This window comes from Sphingobacterium sp. UBA5639 (assembly GCF_002421245.1).
In the GTDB taxonomy this organism is placed as follows: Bacteria; Bacteroidota; Bacteroidia; order Sphingobacteriales; family Sphingobacteriaceae; genus Sphingobacterium; species Sphingobacterium multivorum.
Genome location: NZ_DIJR01000012.1, coordinates 179838 through 198104, shown reverse-complemented (window position 1 = coordinate 198104; position 18267 = coordinate 179838). Strand labels below are relative to the sequence as shown.

General features: G+C 40.5%; 16 protein-coding genes. 6 read left to right on the top strand and 10 right to left on the bottom strand.

The features are described 5' to 3' along the window. Positions 1 to 8: 8 nt before the first annotated feature. From B4Z90_RS09285 to B4Z90_RS09270, 4 genes are read right to left on the bottom strand one after another with little or no spacing between them, the layout of a single operon-like run. Positions 9 to 1925 (bottom strand): fumarate reductase/succinate dehydrogenase flavoprotein subunit, encoded by a 1917-nt coding sequence (locus tag B4Z90_RS09285; protein WP_115048718.1) that lies wholly within the window; start codon positions 1923 to 1925, stop codon positions 9 to 11. Between the two features lie 12 nt (positions 1926 to 1937). After that, positions 1938 to 2594, bottom strand: a complete 657-nt coding sequence (locus B4Z90_RS09280; protein WP_070564055.1) for a succinate dehydrogenase cytochrome b subunit — start codon at positions 2592 to 2594, stop codon at positions 1938 to 1940. A gap of 16 nt (positions 2595 to 2610) precedes the next feature. After that, entirely contained in the window at positions 2611 to 4041 is a 1431-nt protein-coding gene (locus B4Z90_RS09275; RefSeq protein ID WP_046673349.1) for an anion permease, read from the bottom strand. 20 nt (positions 4042 to 4061) lie between these two features. Continuing rightward, the gene (locus B4Z90_RS09270; protein WP_286802033.1) at positions 4062 to 5228 is read right to left on the bottom strand and encodes a porin; all 1167 of its coding nucleotides are present in this window, start codon (positions 5226 to 5228) and stop codon (positions 4062 to 4064) included. A gap of 320 nt (positions 5229 to 5548) precedes the next feature. Between B4Z90_RS09270 and B4Z90_RS09265 the strand changes: the two genes are divergently transcribed. The 6 genes from B4Z90_RS09265 (at position 5549) to B4Z90_RS09240 (ending at position 9670) form a co-directional block, all read left to right on the top strand. After that, entirely contained in the window at positions 5549 to 6940 is a 1392-nt protein-coding gene (locus B4Z90_RS09265; protein ID WP_070564513.1) for a hypothetical protein, read from the top strand. 102 nt (positions 6941 to 7042) lie between these two features. Further along, complete coding sequence (glsA, locus tag B4Z90_RS09260; protein WP_070564052.1) at positions 7043 to 8074, top strand: glutaminase A; 1032 nt, start codon at positions 7043 to 7045, stop codon at positions 8072 to 8074. Between the two features lie 21 nt (positions 8075 to 8095). Beyond that, positions 8096 to 8461, top strand: a complete 366-nt coding sequence (locus B4Z90_RS09255) for a glyoxalase (RefSeq protein ID WP_070564049.1) — start codon at positions 8096 to 8098, stop codon at positions 8459 to 8461. A gap of 124 nt (positions 8462 to 8585) precedes the next feature. Further along, positions 8586 to 9026, top strand: a complete 441-nt coding sequence (locus tag B4Z90_RS09250) for a carboxymuconolactone decarboxylase family protein (RefSeq protein WP_115048720.1) — start codon at positions 8586 to 8588, stop codon at positions 9024 to 9026. Positions 9027 to 9165: 139 nt separating this feature from the next. Beyond that, positions 9166 to 9399, top strand: a complete 234-nt coding sequence (locus tag B4Z90_RS09245) for a hypothetical protein (protein ID WP_286802032.1) — start codon at positions 9166 to 9168, stop codon at positions 9397 to 9399. Between the two features lie 94 nt (positions 9400 to 9493). Further along, on the top strand, positions 9494 to 9670 hold the full coding sequence (locus B4Z90_RS09240) for a hypothetical protein (RefSeq protein WP_286802031.1): 177 nt from the start codon (positions 9494 to 9496) through the stop codon (positions 9668 to 9670). Between the two features lie 79 nt (positions 9671 to 9749). Here the strand turns inward: B4Z90_RS09240 and B4Z90_RS09235 are convergent, their stop codons facing one another. The 6 genes from B4Z90_RS09235 to B4Z90_RS09210 all read right to left on the bottom strand — a co-directional run bounded on the left by B4Z90_RS09235 (position 9750) and on the right by B4Z90_RS09210 (position 18141). Further along, on the bottom strand, positions 9750 to 10436 hold the full coding sequence (locus B4Z90_RS09235) for a Bax inhibitor-1/YccA family protein (protein WP_046673344.1): 687 nt from the start codon (positions 10434 to 10436) through the stop codon (positions 9750 to 9752). Between the two features lie 125 nt (positions 10437 to 10561). Then, complete coding sequence (locus B4Z90_RS09230; protein ID WP_115048722.1) at positions 10562 to 12001, bottom strand: TolC family protein; 1440 nt, start codon at positions 11999 to 12001, stop codon at positions 10562 to 10564. Beyond that, complete coding sequence (locus B4Z90_RS09225) at positions 11994 to 15158, bottom strand: efflux RND transporter permease subunit (protein ID WP_286802030.1); 3165 nt, start codon at positions 15156 to 15158, stop codon at positions 11994 to 11996. The genes B4Z90_RS09230 and B4Z90_RS09225 overlap by 8 nt, the downstream gene beginning before the upstream one ends. A gap of 21 nt (positions 15159 to 15179) precedes the next feature. After that, entirely contained in the window at positions 15180 to 16262 is a 1083-nt protein-coding gene (locus B4Z90_RS09220) for an efflux RND transporter periplasmic adaptor subunit (RefSeq protein WP_046673341.1), read from the bottom strand. 178 nt (positions 16263 to 16440) lie between these two features. After that, the gene (locus B4Z90_RS09215) at positions 16441 to 16737 is read right to left on the bottom strand and encodes a hypothetical protein (protein WP_070564037.1); all 297 of its coding nucleotides are present in this window, start codon (positions 16735 to 16737) and stop codon (positions 16441 to 16443) included. Positions 16738 to 16926: 189 nt separating this feature from the next. Beyond that, on the bottom strand, positions 16927 to 18141 hold the full coding sequence (locus tag B4Z90_RS09210) for a DUF763 domain-containing protein (RefSeq protein ID WP_286802028.1): 1215 nt from the start codon (positions 18139 to 18141) through the stop codon (positions 16927 to 16929). Positions 18142 to 18267 lie beyond the last annotated feature (126 nt).

The following is an 18267-nucleotide window of genomic DNA, read 5'->3' as shown; positions in this document are numbered from 1 at the left end:
CATTCATTTTATTTATAGCTCCTAACAGTTGGTTGTATTTCTTCAAAGGTCAACGGTTCTTTGACCAACTCAGGTTCTTCATTTTCTCCCTTCCATAACCAAGCGGAAATAAATTGGTATTCGGCATCGTTACGTAGCGCCTCTCCGTCTGCAGTTTGATATTCTTCCCGAAAATGCGCTCCACAGGATTCATTTCGCGTCAATGCATCATAACACATCAGTTCTCCAATCTCAAAATAGTCTGCTACACGTCCGGCTTTCTCCAGTTCGCTATTTAACGTATCGGCCTGGCCGCTGACAATAACGTCCTTGAAAAATTCTTGTTTTAGCTTTCTAATTTCTTCAATAGCATAGCGAAGCCCTTTTTCATTACGTGCCAGCCCACAATAGTCATAGAGTATTTTGCCGAGTGTTTTATGGAAATAATCCACAGTTTTACTGCCTTTGATTTTCAAAAATACGTCGATTTGTTTTCTAACATCCTCTTCAGCACGTTCAAACGCAATATGATCTGTGGAAATTTTCCCCGTATGAATATCGTTTGCCAAATAATTGGCAATCGTATAGGGACCGATAAAATAGCCATCGACAGATGCCTGAAGCAGTGAATTTGCCCCAAGTCTGTTTGCACCATGGTCCGCAAAATTAGCTTCGCCAAGCGCAAATAAACCTGGCAGACTCGTCATCAACTCATAATCGACCCATAAACCGCCCATGGAAAAGTGTGCAGACGGTGAAATCATCATCGGTACGCTATAAGCATCATATCCCGTAATCTTTTCATACATGTCAAATAGATTACCATATTTTTCCTGTATTTTCTGTTTCCCCTGTTCTCTGATAGCCTTCGCAAAATCAAGATAAACAGCATTTTTGAGTGGACCAATCCCAAAGCCGGCATCGATCCGTTCCTTTGCCGCCCGAGAGGAAATATCCCGTGGGGCAAGATTTCCAAATGCGGGATACCGTCGTTCTAAATAGTAATCCCGTTCTTCCTCCGGAATAGCGTTGGGTTCTCGCGTCTCACCTTCCTTCATGGGGACCCATATTCTTCCGTCATTGCGCAAAGACTCCGACATTAAGGTTAATTTAGACTGATAACTGCCCGATTGTGGTAAGGACGTCGGGTGAATCTGAATCCAGCTCGGAGAAGCCATTAATGCGCCCTTTTTATGTGCGCGCCAGATTGCCGAACCGTTACATCCCATAGCCAAGGTCGATAGGTAATATATTTTACCATAACCTCCTGTTGCTAATACAACTGTATGGGCCGCATGCCGTTCAATATCGCCCGTATCTAGATTACGTACGATAACACCACGTGCCTTTCCATCGATAACAACAACATCAAGCATCTCATGTCGTGTAAAAAGTTGCACGGTTCCCTTTCCTACCTGGCGCATAAGTGCCTGGTAGGCGCCCAAAAGAAGCTGCTGCCCGGTTTGGCCTCTTGCATAGAACGTCCGACTTACCTGTACGCCGCCAAAAGAGCGATTATTTAAATAGCCGCCGTATTCTCGTCCAAAAGGAACTCCTTGGGCTACAGCTTGATCGATCAAATTAAGTGAGCATTCTGCCATGCGGTATACATTTGCTTCACGTGCACGGAAATCCCCTCCTTTTAAGGTGTCAACAAACATTCTGTAAACGCTATCTCCATCATTTTTATAGTTCTTTGCCGCATTTACCCCGCCCTGCGCTGCGACGGAATGCGCCCGTCGCGGACTGTCCTGAAAACAAAATGATTTCACCTGATACCCCATCTCGCCAAGGGAGGCTGCAATAGAACTACCCGCCAACCCTGTACCAATCACGATAACATCCAATTTTTTGCGATTGGCGGGATTAACTAATTTGGCAGTCTTCTTATAGCGTGTCCATTTTTCATCCAATGGCCCTTCTGGTATTTTTGAATTTAATATCATGATTTATCCGCTTTAGTTTACTGTAAAGAATATATAAACAGGCATCATGGCAAAGCCCAAACTAATGATAACCGAATAGCCAATGCCAAGGATCTTAAACCATTTGACAAATTTTGGATGAAATAATCCTAAGGTTCGAATTGCGCTATGAATCCCGTGAATAAGATGATAACACAAGGCTATCATAGATAATACATAGATAAGGACGTACCACCATTGTTGGAAGACAGCGATGACCAAAACATATAAGTCCTTGTTCCCCCGCTCATCAAGCGGGGTTGCACCAAATTTGTATACATACCAAAAATTCTGAAAATGGATAACTAAAAAGATGAGAATTATAGTACCTAAAATTCCCATATTACGCGAGTACCATTTGCTTGCTCTTCCGCGATGATCCGATTTATAAACAGCTCCCTCCTTTTTATTTTTTAATGTAATGACAAGGCCATCTAAGGCATGAAGGATAATGCTGGCATAAAGTACATAAGAGATAATCTTGATCAAGATATTGCCCGCTAGAAAATGTGAGTAGGCATTAAATTGTAAATGTGCTTGTTCCTGCGGCAAGAATAGCTGTAAGTTCCCTAGGAAGTGAATCAGCAAAAAGAACGCTAAAAACAATCCAGTCAGGCACATGAGCATCTTTTTTGACAAAGTAGATAACATAATAAGATCCTAATTTTTAATAATAACCTATAACCTTCATCCACAATCCACCAACACCCATGTAAATCACCAATAATACGATACCGATTTCCAATCCACGCAACCACCATGATTTTAAATCAACATAGCCACTTCCGAAAAATACCGGTGCAGGGCCATGGCCATAATGTGTTAATACACCATAGATGGAGCCTAGAAATCCAAGCATCATCGCAAGCAGCATTGGTGGAATGCCTAAAGAAACACCGACACCCAACAAAGCGGCATACATCGCTGCTACATGGGCAGTGGCGCTAGCGAAAATGTAGTGACTAAAGAAGTAAACAAGAATAATGACAGGAAAGGCTATTTGCCAGCTCAAATCACCAATCTGTACTTTAATCAAATCACTAAACCAGCCGATGAATCCCAATTCGTTTAATGAACTGGCCATCATGACCAACACAGCAAACCAAACAATCGTATCCCATGCTCCTTTTTCTGCTTTAACATCCTCCCAGGTCAACACAGAGGTTAGTAACAGTAGCGTTAAACCTATAAAAGCCGTCGTTGTAGCATCAATTGAAAAGGATCCACCAAAGATCCATAATGCCAATAAGATAAAGAATGCCAAAAGCATTAACCACTCATTCCTCGAAATAGGCCCCATCTCTTTTAGTTTCTGTGCCGCCATCTTCGGCGCATCGCCTGTTTTTTTTAATTCAGGCGGATATAATTTGTAAAGAACAAGCGGTACCACAAAAAAGGCGACAATACCAGGTATGAATCCCGCAATGGCCCAGGACATCCAAGTAATGTCGATTCCCAGGTTAGCAGCAAATTTTTGACACATTGGATTACTGGCAGTCCCAGTCAAAAACATCGAAGATGCGATAAGATTCATATAATAGCTATTTAAAGTAAGATAGGATCCCAATTTCCGATGTGTCTCTGGTTTATCGGGGACGGAATCAAAACTAATAGCCATGGATTTCATAATTGGATATATAATTCCACCGCCTCGAGCCGTATTGCTCGGGATTGCTGGAGCTAAACAGACGTCTGCCAGTCCCAATCCATAGGCTAACCCGAGCGAACTTTTTCCAAAAACACGAATGAAAAGAAATGCAATCCGATTGCCAAGACCGGTTTTTATGAAACCGCGAGCAATAAAAAAAGAGATACCAATCAGCCAGATAACTTTGTCGCCAAAACCGGTCAAAGCTTTGGTAATGGATTTACCAGCATCTCCGGGCGCCAACACTTGTGTCAGCGCAGTAAATGCTATGGCCATCATACACATGGTACCCATTGGAGCTGCTTTTAAAATAATCCCAAGAATAGTTGCTGCGAAGATAGCAAAGAGATGCCAAGCTTCTGGGCTGACTCCTTTCGGTATTGGGATAAACCATAAAATGAGTGCCACAAGAAAAGTGATGGCAATATTTTTAATACTGATTTCTTTCATAATAAGCGTGGTTTAATAAATTAGAATCGACTTTGCACTTGAATAATAAATAAGTTCTTATTGAATTCACTGGTATTTTCGGTCTGCTTTTTATACCGGTCTAACTGGACACCAAGCTGAATCCTTGCACCATAATTTTTTAAAAATTCTAGACCGAACATCGGTGTGTATGTTTGACGTCCATTTGCATTTAGTTTATAATTAGGATCAATGTATTCATATCGGCAAGATAGCTCGAAAGCGCTTAGGTTGAAATAATTTACTTCGTATCTTAAGTTTGGAAGAAAATAAATACCCCGTACAAGGTAATCGCTCAATTTGGAGCTACGAGCACTCTCGTCCAACGAATAGTACAGGCTATGATTGATCGCCTGTTTTGCTTCCAGCTGCATATCGAGATTCCAGCGCTTGCCAAAGTTCACATTTCCGGTTAGATCAACACCCAATGCGTGCACCTGTTTTTTCATAACCTCGCCAATCCCCCCATTGAGCCCTAAGTTAACACTATACTTCTTCGAAAGGCCAAAGACAAGACGCGTAGCATATTGTTTGCCATTGTCGTTATCGACTACCTGATTTTTTCCATTTCCATTTACCACGGATAACGAGTAGCTAAAAGGCATTTCCCCAAGCGTGGTCTCACCTGTCGCTGCCACGCCGATCTGAAAGCTTGCCCAGCCGAGTTTGCCAAACTCAAGATATTGATTGGACCAATCCAATGATTTGATAATATCAATTGGATAAGTCTCTTCAATACCAAACCAGGGACGGAATTGGCCTACTGTAATCGCCAATTTGGGACTAAATGTATATTTCAAATAAGCATTTTCGAGAACTTTTGTTTTCGGATCGCTTTTAAAATCCGCGAGATTTGCCAAAACTGTCACCTCTGTGCGTTTGCTAATTTGGGCACGCATCTGAACGCGCATATACTTCACCATAAAATTGTTGTCCGTACCAGAACCATCACTGTGATGCAGTCCATTAACGTCTACATCTTTTGTGCCACTCACAAGGTATCTGGCCTGAAATAAACCTTTTACCTGAAGCTTGGGATAAATCGTATCATCCTTGGTTAGTTTTACAGAATCTACTTTGCTTTGTTGTTCGGTCCCTACTTCTTGCCCGTTGGCCAGGTTATTCAATAGTGAGCACGCAATAAGGAGTGGAATGTAATGTTTCTCCATATCAAAACAATTTGGCCTTAGCGAGTAGCCCGGCCTACTTTTCGTTGTTAATAATGTTACTTCTTCGATTTGGTATTGTAGTAACAACAGATAACATTAGAAAATGTTTTGTTATTTTAATATAATTTAATAACTGTAAGAAAACCAGTCCGATTCTAAAATGGTATCGTGTAAATTCCATGTTTTTGTGTAATTTCACGGACGAACATTAAACTAATCTAATTTTCAAATTCGCAGATTGATCTTTTAAGGAGCCATTGAACTCACTGAAAACTTCGCGCGTAAATTATGGTATGCAATTTTTAGAATCGATAAATATTATGAAAGAAAAATTAATCAAGACATGTTTTATTTGCCTGCTTCTCCTGATCATTCAGGGTTTTTCAATAACCACAAGCCACGCTGCTGACAAAGAAAAACCCGCCATGTTTTGGACTTGGCTAGATTACAACGCCAAAACAAACTTTGATTCAATTTGCCGTGAGATGAATTATTTAGGAATCGATGGCGTAATGTTAAATGCCGCCAGTCCAGACGAGTATCGGGTAGCAATTCCCATTGCAAAAAAATATGGCATCCAAGTTATCGCGTGGCTTTGGACGATGAACTTGGAACATGACAGGGATAAAATACTCCAAGAACATCCGGATTGGTTCAGCGTCAATCGAAATGGTAAAAGTCTGGCAGATACCACTGCATACGTTGGTTATTATAAATTTTTGTCACCTGTTGTGCCCGGAGTAAAAGAGTATATCCGTAAAAAAATCGAATCCTATTGTGAAGTCGAGGGATTGGAGGGGATTTCTATTGACTATAATCGCTACGTGGATGTTGTCCTCCCTACAACCCTTTGGCCTAAATACAATATTGTTCAAGATCGTGAATACCCAGCTTGGGATTACGGTTACCATCCAATTGCAATAGCGAAGTTCAAGAAACAGTATGGTTATGATCCGAGAGCACAAAAAGATCCATCGAAAGATCTAAAATGGCGCCAATTTCGTTGCGATCAGATAACCGATATCGCCAATATGATTGCAGACATCGTTCACTCCCATGGTAAAACAATGGCTGCATCCCCATTTCCGACTCCCAAAATGGCTTCTCGTATGGTGCGCCAAGATTGGGGTAAGTGGAATTTGGATGTTGTTTTTCCGATGGTATACAGCAATTTTTATACAGAAGATCCAAGCTTTATTAGAGATTGTACATTAGAAAATGTGCGCGATAAAGGAGCAAATACGACGCTATATTGTGGATTGATGGCTAAAAATAATGAAGAAATATTTGCCGATATGGATGAGGCGCTAAATAATGGTGCGCAGGGAATTTCTATTTTTACCATCCATAGCTTAAAAGATCCGCAGATAAGGGAAAAATTTAAAAACTATACAGCTGCTGCGAAAGCTAAAAAAGCGCAAAATAATGGAACTTTAACCCATTCGGCACATGTGAAAATCGAAAATAATCCTTTCAAAAAAGAAGGTATTATGAAATTAATCAACCAAAAGATACAAGATTTGGTACGCTCAGAAAATCCTGCTGCCAGCCCGATAGCATTATCAAAATATAAAAAAATAGATGCATACGATGTAACTCAAAAATACCTGGTTACTGATCAGGTGAGCAAAAAGAATTTTTACGTCACCTTCTTTTTCTATGGCGGTATACTTTCCGGTTGGAATGTTGATCCAGCTCCAAATGCAGCCTAAAGGATGACCTACTAGATGGAGGTGCTAAAATGTTACTTATTTGGCACCTCTTTTCTTTTAATACACTGTTCCCTATCTTTGGAACAAACAAATACTGAAAAAATGAGAAAAAATGTCAGGTTGGTAGCCTGTATTATAGGTTTGATATGTTCCGGATCAATTACTGTATCGTTTGCTCAAAACAACATTCAAAACCAGCGCAGTACTAAGAGCGCGATCATTGATAAAGCGCTATTGGATAAAATATTGGATAAAAATAGGCAATCATTCAAAGAAGGTAAAGTGGCTGATTACATCCCGGAATTAAGTAAAGCCAATGCAGCATCTATCGCACTTTCGGTGGTAAATAGTGATGGAACAATCGTTAGTATCGGAGATGTACAACAAAGATTTACAATTCAGAGTATTTCAAAAATTGTTTCCTTGATGGTTGCTGTATTGGAAAATGGCGAGGAAGTTGTTTTTAATAAAATGGGATACTATGGAACAGATAAACCCTTCAATCATTTTGCGAATTTGGAAACATCGGGTAAACCGCTCAATCCGATGATGAACGCCGGCGCCATTTTAACGACATCGCTTATTAAAGGAACAGGTGAGGAACCTTTTGTTAAAATAAGGGATATGATTCGCTTTATAACGAATAATGAAAAAATCGATTACAGTAGATCTGTATACCATTCGGAACGGGAGACTGGAAATCGAAACAGAGGCATGTTCTACCTGATGCGCAACAATGGACTCATTGATGGTGAAGGTGAAGACAAACTCAATAATTATTTTAAGCAGTGCTCCATTGAGATAACTGCGGAGGATCTGGCTAAAATAGGTTTCTTTTTTGCCCATCATTGCGTGCGCTATGATGGAAATAAGCAATACTATAACCCAGATCTATCTCAGCTAGTTCAATCACAAATGCTCATTGCAGGGATGTACGAATTTAGTGGCGAATATGCCAGAACTGTCGGACTTCCAAGTAAATCGGGCGTTGGTGGCGGAATCACAGTAAGTGTACCGAATAAAATGGGTATAGGGGCCTACAGTCCAGCATTGGATCAACATGGCAACTCTGTTGCAGCATATCGCATGATATTGGACTTGGTAAAAGAGAAATCGCTGGGCCTCTTTAATTAGTTTTCAACCTTTCAAAATCATATGACACGAACAGAACCCATAATTGCTGTAAAGAGCGTCTCCAAAAGCTCGCTATTCTACCAAAAGCTTTTGGGCTGTACCAGTCAACATGGCGGCGAAACATTTGAAATTCTCACGGATAACGGGACTGTCATTCTCTGTTTACACAAATGGGGTGAGCACGACCACCCTACTATGCAAGATCAAAAACATGCGGGGAATGGATTTATTTTATTCTTTAGAGTAGACAATTTACAGCAAATCTTCGAAAACGCTACTTTGTTAAATGCATTCATAGAGAAAGATATACATTACAATGAGAACTCGCTAAAGGATCAATTTATCCTGCGTGACCCCGACAACTATTACCTGATTGTATCAAACTAGGCTACTATAGCTGTATATCGATTGAATGGAGGCTTGTCTTCATACGTAAAATTTCCATTCTTAAACCAGTTTAATTTTTTTAGCGTATACTAATCGCAACTTTGTCTTATCAAAACTTAAAACAATGAACACACGATTGAATATTGCAAAAGTAGATGCGGTAGCCTATAAGGCGATGATGGGATTGGAAACCTATCTCAATGATATTTTTTTAAATCCAATTCAAAAGGAACTCATAAAAATACGTGCTTCTCAAATCAATGGCTGTGCCTTTTGCTTAGATATGCACACGAAGGATGCGCTGAAGTATGGTGAAACGCCACAACGGATATTTTTATTAAATGCCTGGCGGGAAACGAATCTATTCACTAAGGAAGAACAGATTTTGTTGGAGATGACAGAGGAGATCACATTGATACATCAAAAGGGTTTGACAGAAAGCACTTTTCAAAAAGCAAAAGAAATATTTGAAGAAAAGGAGATTGCACAGATTATTATGGCGATCATTACCATAAATGCGTGGAATAGAATTGGCATCAGCACCCATTTAGAACTATTAAAGTAGTGCTACGCTTTGATTACAAAAAAGCCTCTTTCAATATTGGAAGAGGCTTTTTTCATTGCTAAATATATTCCTGTTTTTTCCAATAAAAATCCCGATTATCCTTTATCTTTATTAGGAAAACCAATATGAATGCATGATTATGAAAATCCTAAAAAAAATCCTCATTGTTTTGGCGATCATCATCGCTATTCCCTTAATTACTGCAATCTTCGTCAGTAAAGACTTCTCGGCCCAGAGTGAGATAACAATCAATAAGCCGAAGCAGGAAGTGTTCAACTACGTGAAAATGCTTAAGAACCAAGATAACTTTGGTGTATGGCAACTATCAGACCCGCAAATGAAAAAAACTGAACAGGGTGTAAGTCGGCTATAAATCCAGCTGGGATGGTAAGAAAGTCGGTAAAGGTTCACAGACCATTACAAAAATCGTCGAGGGCGAAACAATTGAAACGGCCCTCGATTTCGGTATGGGTGAACCAGCCAAGGGTTATTTCATCTTAAAAGAGATCTCGCCTAATCAAACTTTGGTGACCTGGGGAATTTCAGGAAAATCGCCCTATCCATGGAACTTTATGAACTTATTTATGAATATGAATAAAGACTTCGATCAGGGTCTGAAAAACTTAAAAAATAGACTAGAATAGCGTCTATACAATGCAAAAAAAAGTGGTTAAAATAAACTTTACTTTAACCACTTTTTCTCATTTTTAAAAGGAACAAAATTTATCTTCTGCGCATTAAAATTCGTAGAATGTACCAGAACAGCAACATGATTGATGAAAATAGCTGCAAGGCTGCCCCTACATATTGTTCGTTGCCGTAACTATACTTCAGATTTTGAGTTTGATAGAGTATGCTTCCAGAAGCAAGTGCAATCATGGCAACCGAAAACCATAATCCAAGTTCAAAACCAAAAATAGCTCCAGCAACAATTGCCCCCAAAGATAAGAAGCCTCCAATCACCAGGATATTTCTGAGAAATGAAAAATCTTTATTGGATACAAATGCAACGACAGTAAGGCCGGTAAACAAGGCCAAAGTCATTATACTTGCCTGATAAATGACACTAATTCCTTCGGTCATAAATACCGCCATAAAAATCATCGGCAGGAAGATGATTGCCTCCAGTACAATATAGAATGCTAGGCCTAAATATTGGGTTTGACGGCTTTGCGAAAGTGTCCATCTTGATGAAAGTGTGGAGCCCAACCAAAAACATCCCAATAAGAACAACCAAATAAATTTTCCGCTAACCATCCAAACGATAAAATCATAAGGGATCAATTTGATCAGCAAAGTTTCCAAAACGATAAATGCTAAAATCGAAAGCGCAACATGAAGATAGGTTTTTTTATAAAAAACGCCCCTTTCAGCGTCATCATTGATAAGAATATACTCTTGTGATTCCATAAAACAAATACAATAGATTAAATAAGGATTAAAAATAAGCATTTATTCTATTTTCACAAGAAAGAAGTTTGCATAGGCTTATAAAAAAAGAACCCCGCCTAGCGGGGTCCATTCAAACAAACAACTTATTTCCAGCCTCCTCCCAAATCTTTATAGATATTGACAACAGCATTGAGCTGCTGCTTCTTTGTTTCTATCAATTCAAGTTTTGAATCCAGTACATCGCGTTGTGTCATTAAAACCTCCATATAGTCTGCCCTCGCTGATTTAAAGAGATCATTTGACACAGACACGGAATTATTCAGAACCTCAACTTGTTTTGTTTTGAAATCGTAGCTGCGCCCGAGGTTTTCAATATTAGAAAGTTGTGTAGAGACTTCTAAGTAAGCATTCAGAATCGTCTTCTCGTAATTATATACCGCCTGTATTTGTTTCGCGTTGGCTGTATTAAATTCCGCTTTAAGCCCATTTTTGTTGATCAAAGGTGCTGCAAGCTCCCCTATTAGATTATACAAAACTGATTCAGGCATCTTAAATAGATAAGAAGGCTTGAATGCCTGTAAACCCAGAGCAGCCGAAATCTCCAAAGAAGGATAAAACTCTTTCCGCGCGATCTGTACGTCCAACTTCGCGGCAGCGAGCTCATACTCGGCCTCACGAATATCAGGTCTATTGCTTAGTAGTTGGCTCGGTATACCTGTCTGAACTTTCGCCGGGATCAGATCGACAAAATTGCTTTTGTCACGTTTGATCTCTTGTGGGAAACGTCCCAATAGAAAATTAATACGGTTTTCAGTTTCTTTGATCTGTTGCCGCGTCTCAAATTCCATACCTTTGGTCTTCAACACTTCGGCTTCAAACTTTTGAACCGCCAGTTCTGTTACACGAGCAGCCTGTTTCTGCAATCGGATTACCGCAAGCGCATTGTCCTGAAGCTCGATATTTTGTTTGATAATAGCCAACTGATTGTCCAATGCCAATAATTCATAATACGAACGGGCAACTTCGGCAATAAGGCTACTTAAGACAAAATTTTTCCCTTCTACCGTAGCAAGATAACGGTTCAGTGCTGCTTGTTCGGAGTCCTTCAGTTTTTTCCAAACATCGATTTCCCAACTGGCATACGCACCAATGGTCAAATCTCCTAGTGGATCCGGCATTTCCTTTCCAGGGGCAATTTCTGTACTGGCATCACCGGCCCCCTGACTGGTGTATCGTCCAACTTTTTCAACACCACCTCCGGCACGTAAACCAACAGTGGGTTTCAATGCTCCTTTTCGTAAAAGAATATCATTCTTTGCGATCGCCAACTCCTGCAAAGTAACATTCAGCTCCTGATTGTTTTTCAACGCTGTATCGATCAATACAACTAAATTTGGATCCGTAAAAAATTCACGCCACTTAACCGACGCTGAATTCGTTGTATCTGATTGAGCTACATCTGTATACTGCTTCGGAACGAATTTATTCTCCTGTATTTGTGTCGCTTTGGGAACCTTACATCCCGTCACTGCTGCTGAAAGCGAAAATGCAATGACCCATTGTATTTTTCTGCGATTAGTCATTATTATCAAGTTCTTCAGTTAATGGATTTTCATCTTCGTGTTTAATAAGCTTGCGTTTGGAGGCAATAGACCCGAAGATAAAGTATAAGCCCGGTATCACCACAATACCAAAAACCGTCCCAAACAACATACCTCCCGCTGCCGCTGTACCGATCGTACGGTTTCCAATTGCACCTGGGCCTGAAGCCATAACTAAGGGAATCAACCCGGCGATAAAAGCAAATGATGTCATCAAAATAGGTCTAAACCTTACTTTTGCACCGTCCAAGGCAGCCTCAATGATACTCAATCCCTGCGAATGCCGTTGAGCGGCAAACTCAACAATCAACACGGCATTTTTACCAAGTAGACCGATAAGCATGACCAAAGCAACCTGCGCGTAAATATTGTTTTCCAATCCCAATAACTTCAATAGTAGAAATGCCCCAAAGATTCCGATTGGTAAAGAAAGCAACACCGCAAAGGGCATAATAAAGCTCTCATATTGAGCGGAAAGTATCAAGTAAACGAAACCGAGACAAATTAAGAAGATATAAATTGCCTGATTTCCACGACCTACCTGATCTTTGGAAATACCAGCCCAATCAATGCCATAGCCTCGTGGTAAGGTCTTGGCAGCGACTTCATTAATCACCTGAATTGCTTCACCACTGCTATAACCTGGTGCGGCAGAGCCCGAAATTTCAGATGCCATATACATATTGTGCCGGGTGATCTCAGAAAGACCGTAAACCTTTTCCATATGCATAAATGCTGAAAATGGTACCATTTCGTCTTTATCATTCTTCACATATAGTTTTAAGATATCTTCCGGCAAAGCCCTGTATTGCGGCAAAGCCTGAACCATAACTTTATATTGACGGTCATACTTAATGAAATTCGTTTCGTAATTACTGCCCACCAAAGTCGAAAGCGTATTCAGTGCATTATCAATGGTAACACCCTTCTGTTGCGCGAGATCATTATCGATATGCAACATATACTGCGGAAAACTTGCACTATAGAAGGTAAATACAGACGATAATTCAGGCCTTTTGTTCAATTCACGCACAAAATCCTTACTTACCGTTTCCATTTTCTTGTAGTCGCCAGAACCTGCTTTGTCCAGAAGACGAAGCTCAAATCCACCCGCAGCACCATAGCCCGGTACGGCCGGCGGTTGGAAAAACTCGATAGACGCTCCTGGGATATTTTTGGCAGCGGCCTCCAGTTGCTCTATGATCTCCTGCGAGGATTCTTTACGTTCTTCCCAGCTTTTCAAGTTGATCAAACAAGTACCTGTATTTGCCCCGGTTCCTTCAGTCAGGATTTCATAACCAGCCAATGAAGATACCGATTGTACACCATCAATGTCTTCAGCTTCTTTTTGCAATGTCTGGGCCGCTAGATTGGTCCGTTCCAATGTCGATCCTGGCGGCGTTTGAATAATAGCATAGATCATCCCCTGATCTTCATTGGGGATAAAACCTGCAGGAACAGCATTATTCAAAAAATATGCGCCAATACAAAAACCAATTAATACTAAAAATGTAAAAACGCGCTTATCCACTATGCCCTTCAACAAGTAAACATATTTGTTGGACATCTTATCAAACAATCTGTTGAAAGAATCCAGGAATTTATCGATAATGGATTTCTTTCTTGCCTTTCCATGGTTATTCTTCAGCATAATCGCACATAAAGCCGGAGTGAGTGTCAATGCCACAACACCCGATAAGATGATGGAAGTAGCCATGGTAATGGAAAACTGCCTATAGAATATCCCTACGGGGCCAGACATAAAGGCAACCGGAATAAAAACCGCCGCCATAAGGAATGTGATCGCAACAATGGCACCACTGATTTCGTGCATCGCTTTTTTGGTCGCCTTATAGGCCGAAATATGAAGCTCTTCCATTTTAGCATGGACAGCTTCAATAACCACAATCGCATCGTCCACAACCACACCTATGGCAAGCACCAGTGCAAACAATGTGATCAAGTTGATGGTAATGCCAAAAAACTGCATGAACAAAAACGATCCCACCAAGGAAACCGGTACTGCAATGGTCGGAATCAATGTCGAACGCCAATCTCCTAAGAATAGAAAAACCACAATAGCAACAAGCACAAATGCTTCCAATAAAGTATGGACTACTTTTTCCATGGATGCATCCAAGAATTTTGATACGTCATAGCTAATTTCGTAATCCAGCCCTTTCGGAAAGGAAGCTTTCAATTCCTTCATTTTGCTTTTAACGTCTTGGATTACCTGAGAAGCATTACTTCCATAGGATTGTTTTAAGACAATCGCTGCAGATGGTTTTCCATTCAGTGTAGAGTAGATATCGTACATCGCCGAACCGAATTTGATTTCCGCAACATCTTTTAAACGTAACATTTCACCATTTTCACCCGCACGTAAAACGATATTGCCATAACCTTCCGTAGTTGTAAAACGCCCCGGGTATTTCAATACATATTCAAAAGACTGGGAGGTCATACCAGACGACTCCCCGGCTTTACCTGGTGAAGCTTCCAAACTTTGCTCGGATAAGGCTTTCATCACCTCTTCTGCAGAAATCTTGTAGGCTGTCATACGATCAGGTTTCAACCAAATACGCATCGCTAATTCGCGTGTTCCAAGAATATTTGCCACCCCGACACCGTCTACCCGACGTAATTCGGAGACAATATTCATGTCCGCATAGTTATACATAAAATTTCCATCAAGCTCCTTGTCTTTACTGTAGAGATTGATGTACATTAACATATTGGATTCTTCACGTGTAATCTTCACCCCTTCACGGACCACAATTGGCGGAAGCTTGTTAACCACAGAGGCTACGCGGTTCTGTACATTTAAAGAAGCCTGATTCGGATCCGTTCCTAGGTTGAATACGACCTGAATACTTGCTTCCCCGTCATTACCGGCATCGGAAGCCATGTATTTCATTCCAGGAACCCCATTGATCGCACGTTCCAGCGGAATGATAACTGATTTAATCATCAACTCACCATTGGCTCCAGGATACTCAGCAGTGATGTTCACCTTCGGTGGCGATATTGACGGAAATTGTGTTACAGGAAGCTGTACCATAGAAAGCACACCCAAAAACACAATGATCAGTGATATCACGATCGAAAGTACTGGTCTATTTATAAAACGACTAAACATAGTAATTTAACTGTAAGGGATCTATTCTGTTTTTAACTTCAAATTTGAGATGGCGTCTTTAGGTTGCACAAAGCTGTAGCTGATTTTATCATCCTCTTTTGCTTTCTGAATACCATCCAACAAAAATTTATCATCTTTTTGAAGTCCGCTCGTTACCACATACAGATCTGGTAGGGAGTTACCAATGGTGATATGACGGGCTTTTAATTTGCCCTCCTTATCGATTACATACACATATTTACGGTCCTGCATTTCGTATGTCGCTTTCTGTGGAATAATTAAAACCTGTTTCAGCGGAAAGTTCATCACCACCTTGCCGCTCTCGCCATGTTTTAATAGACGGTTTGGATTGGGAAATTTCGCTCTAAAAGCAATATTTCCCGTCTCACTGTTGAACTCACTTTCTATGGTCTCCACAAGACCATTTTGAGCGAACAACTCATTATTGGCAAGCAACAAGCCGACATGAGTATCTCCACGTTTACTCACGTTAGTTTGATAACTTAAATATTCAGGTTCGGAGACATTGAAATAAACCAGCATCTCACTGTTGTCGGACAGACTTGTCAATAATTCACCTTCATCCACCAAACTTCCCAATTTCAATGGAATCCGATCAATGGTTCCGTCAAAAGGTGCCCTGATTTCTGTAAAGGAGAGATGTAATTTTGCAATCGCAGCCTCAGCTTTGGCTTGCTCAAGTTTTGCTTTAGCCATCGCGAGTTCATTGGGCGATACGACATTTTTATCGGCAAGCGTTTTTGTATTTTGAACTTCAATTTCTGCTACATTAACTTCTGCCGAAGATTTACGGTATTCGGCCTCATACATCTTCGGCATAATCCGAAAAAGTAATTGCCCTTTATGGACAAATTGTCCTTCATCTACGAAAATCTGCTCGAGATAGCCCTTTTCCTGAGCCCGAAGCTCAATATTTCGGAAAGACCTAATCTGGGAAACAAAGTCCTTACGGATAGTTGTGTCCATTTGCACCGGAGAGGTCGCTGTAAATTTCTCTTTTTCTTCCTTTTCTTCCTTTTTGGAAGTACACCCGATTTGGCATAAGGTAATAGCCAAACTAGCGAGCATAAATACTCTTTTCATTTGTAAGCGTCTAATTAAAAAAATAAGTTTGATTGTTTGTTGTCTTGGTTGGTGAAATGACCTCTACTTTGGTTTATGGTCGTTCCGACTTGTTCATAGATTGTACAAATCGATTACGACTGAGCAGAGCATCCCTTAGGATATCCACCAAAGCATATGAAATTTCGAAGGGTATATTTTAAATTCTCCAGTTTTGTTGAAGAACGTATCTTTGAGGGAAAAGATAGGCTATGAAATTGCAAAAAGGTATCTTCTTTGCAAATCGAAAAACGAAAACAAAAAGGACAATAGCAAAAAGTAGCAGCGCAACAAATTGGGATGTCACCTGCAAATCCTTGGTCAGTTGAAAATTTTCGGCATCAAATTCCTCGATAACTGGATTATCACTGTGAATATTACCGTAAAATAGCGGATCGATGTGGTCAACTGATGCGTCAATATACTGCTGTACATCAGCATGATTATGCTGATACATAAAACTAACAGTTGGTCGGTCGGATTCAATGAGCACGGCATGGCTATTACTGCTTCTGATAAATAAGAAGCATAAGAATAAGAATATCGTAACAACCGCTTTCATTGCGGAGCAAATATACTAGCGTACAACTAATTTTAACGATCTTTAACACATTTTAACAAAACAATTACAATTCGTAGATTTCCGCTAGAAAAGTGACAATTGCAAACCCCGACCATTTGTTCTCAAGGGTTGTGCATCTCCGAAGACTGTTCTGCCACCATATTTCCAAGAATCTCGCCGTTCTTCTGCTATAATTTGTTGAATATCAAATTGTGGCTGAAAATCTTTTTCGCTATCCAAGACAATCTGGTGCAACTTGTTAATCGATTTTAATTTTTCACCGTAACCCAGTTTAGATTTTTCAATGCCTTTTTGCAAAATTTGAATACTTTCATCGTAAATGGTTAAAGGAACTGGAAAAGGATGCCCATCTTTCCCGCCATGAGCAAAGGAAAATCGAGCGGGGTCATTGAACCGTGAAGGCGCACCGTGGATTACCTCACTGACTAAAGCCAATGACTGTAACGTACGGGGCCCAACTCCTTTTAAAAGCAATAAGTCTTCAAAATGGCTTGGTTGACTTTCTCGAGCCACGTACAACATCGCTCCTAGCCTCTTCAAGTCAACGTCCGAAGCACGGACATCGTGATGGGATGGCATAATAAGTTTAGCGAAGTCTTGCATCACTTGAGTTGAATCCTCCGCTACGATCGTCATAATACCTGTTCTATTGGCCGCCGCTTCTGCAGCTGTCAAGTTGAGGATAATACCTTGTGAAGGACCACTGATACCCGCATGTGGTTCTTCAACGAACGATTTGACCTTTTCAGAATGCCAATGGTAACGACGGGCAGTTCCATCCTTTTCATGCATACCTTGCTGCACGACCGACCAATTGCCATTATCCGTCACGATAAAATTGTGGAGATATAATTGGTAACCATCCTGAATAGCGGTGTTATCCACTTTAGCAACAAGCTTACTGCTGCGAATCAAGTCGTTGCCATCTAGTCCCATGTCGTTCGAAAGCCGAAGTAGTTCCTGTGGGGTCTGCATGGAAAGCTTGCCTTTACCCCCACAGATATATAGTCCTAAAGATTTCGCATCGGGATTAATAGCGCGTTTTAATGCCCCCATAACAGCCGTTGTGATCCCTGAAGAATGCCAATCCATGCCGAGAACAGCACCAAAGCTTTGAAACCAGCGGGGATCTGCCAGTCTTCTCAAAACCTCGTCTTTACCATAATCCATTAATATTACTTCAACAATGGAGCGACCTAGGAAAGCCATACGTTCGTAAAGCCACGCTGGTACTTTTCCATAGTGTAATGGGAGATCTGCGGTTCCGGATCGTTTCATTTCAAACTAAATATATTAGTACAAATCTATCTCTTTTTTAGATAAAATAAAAACGGCTAGATAGCTTCTAGCCGTTTTTATTTTATGATCAATCTATACACTACATCTGAGCATATAACTTAGGGC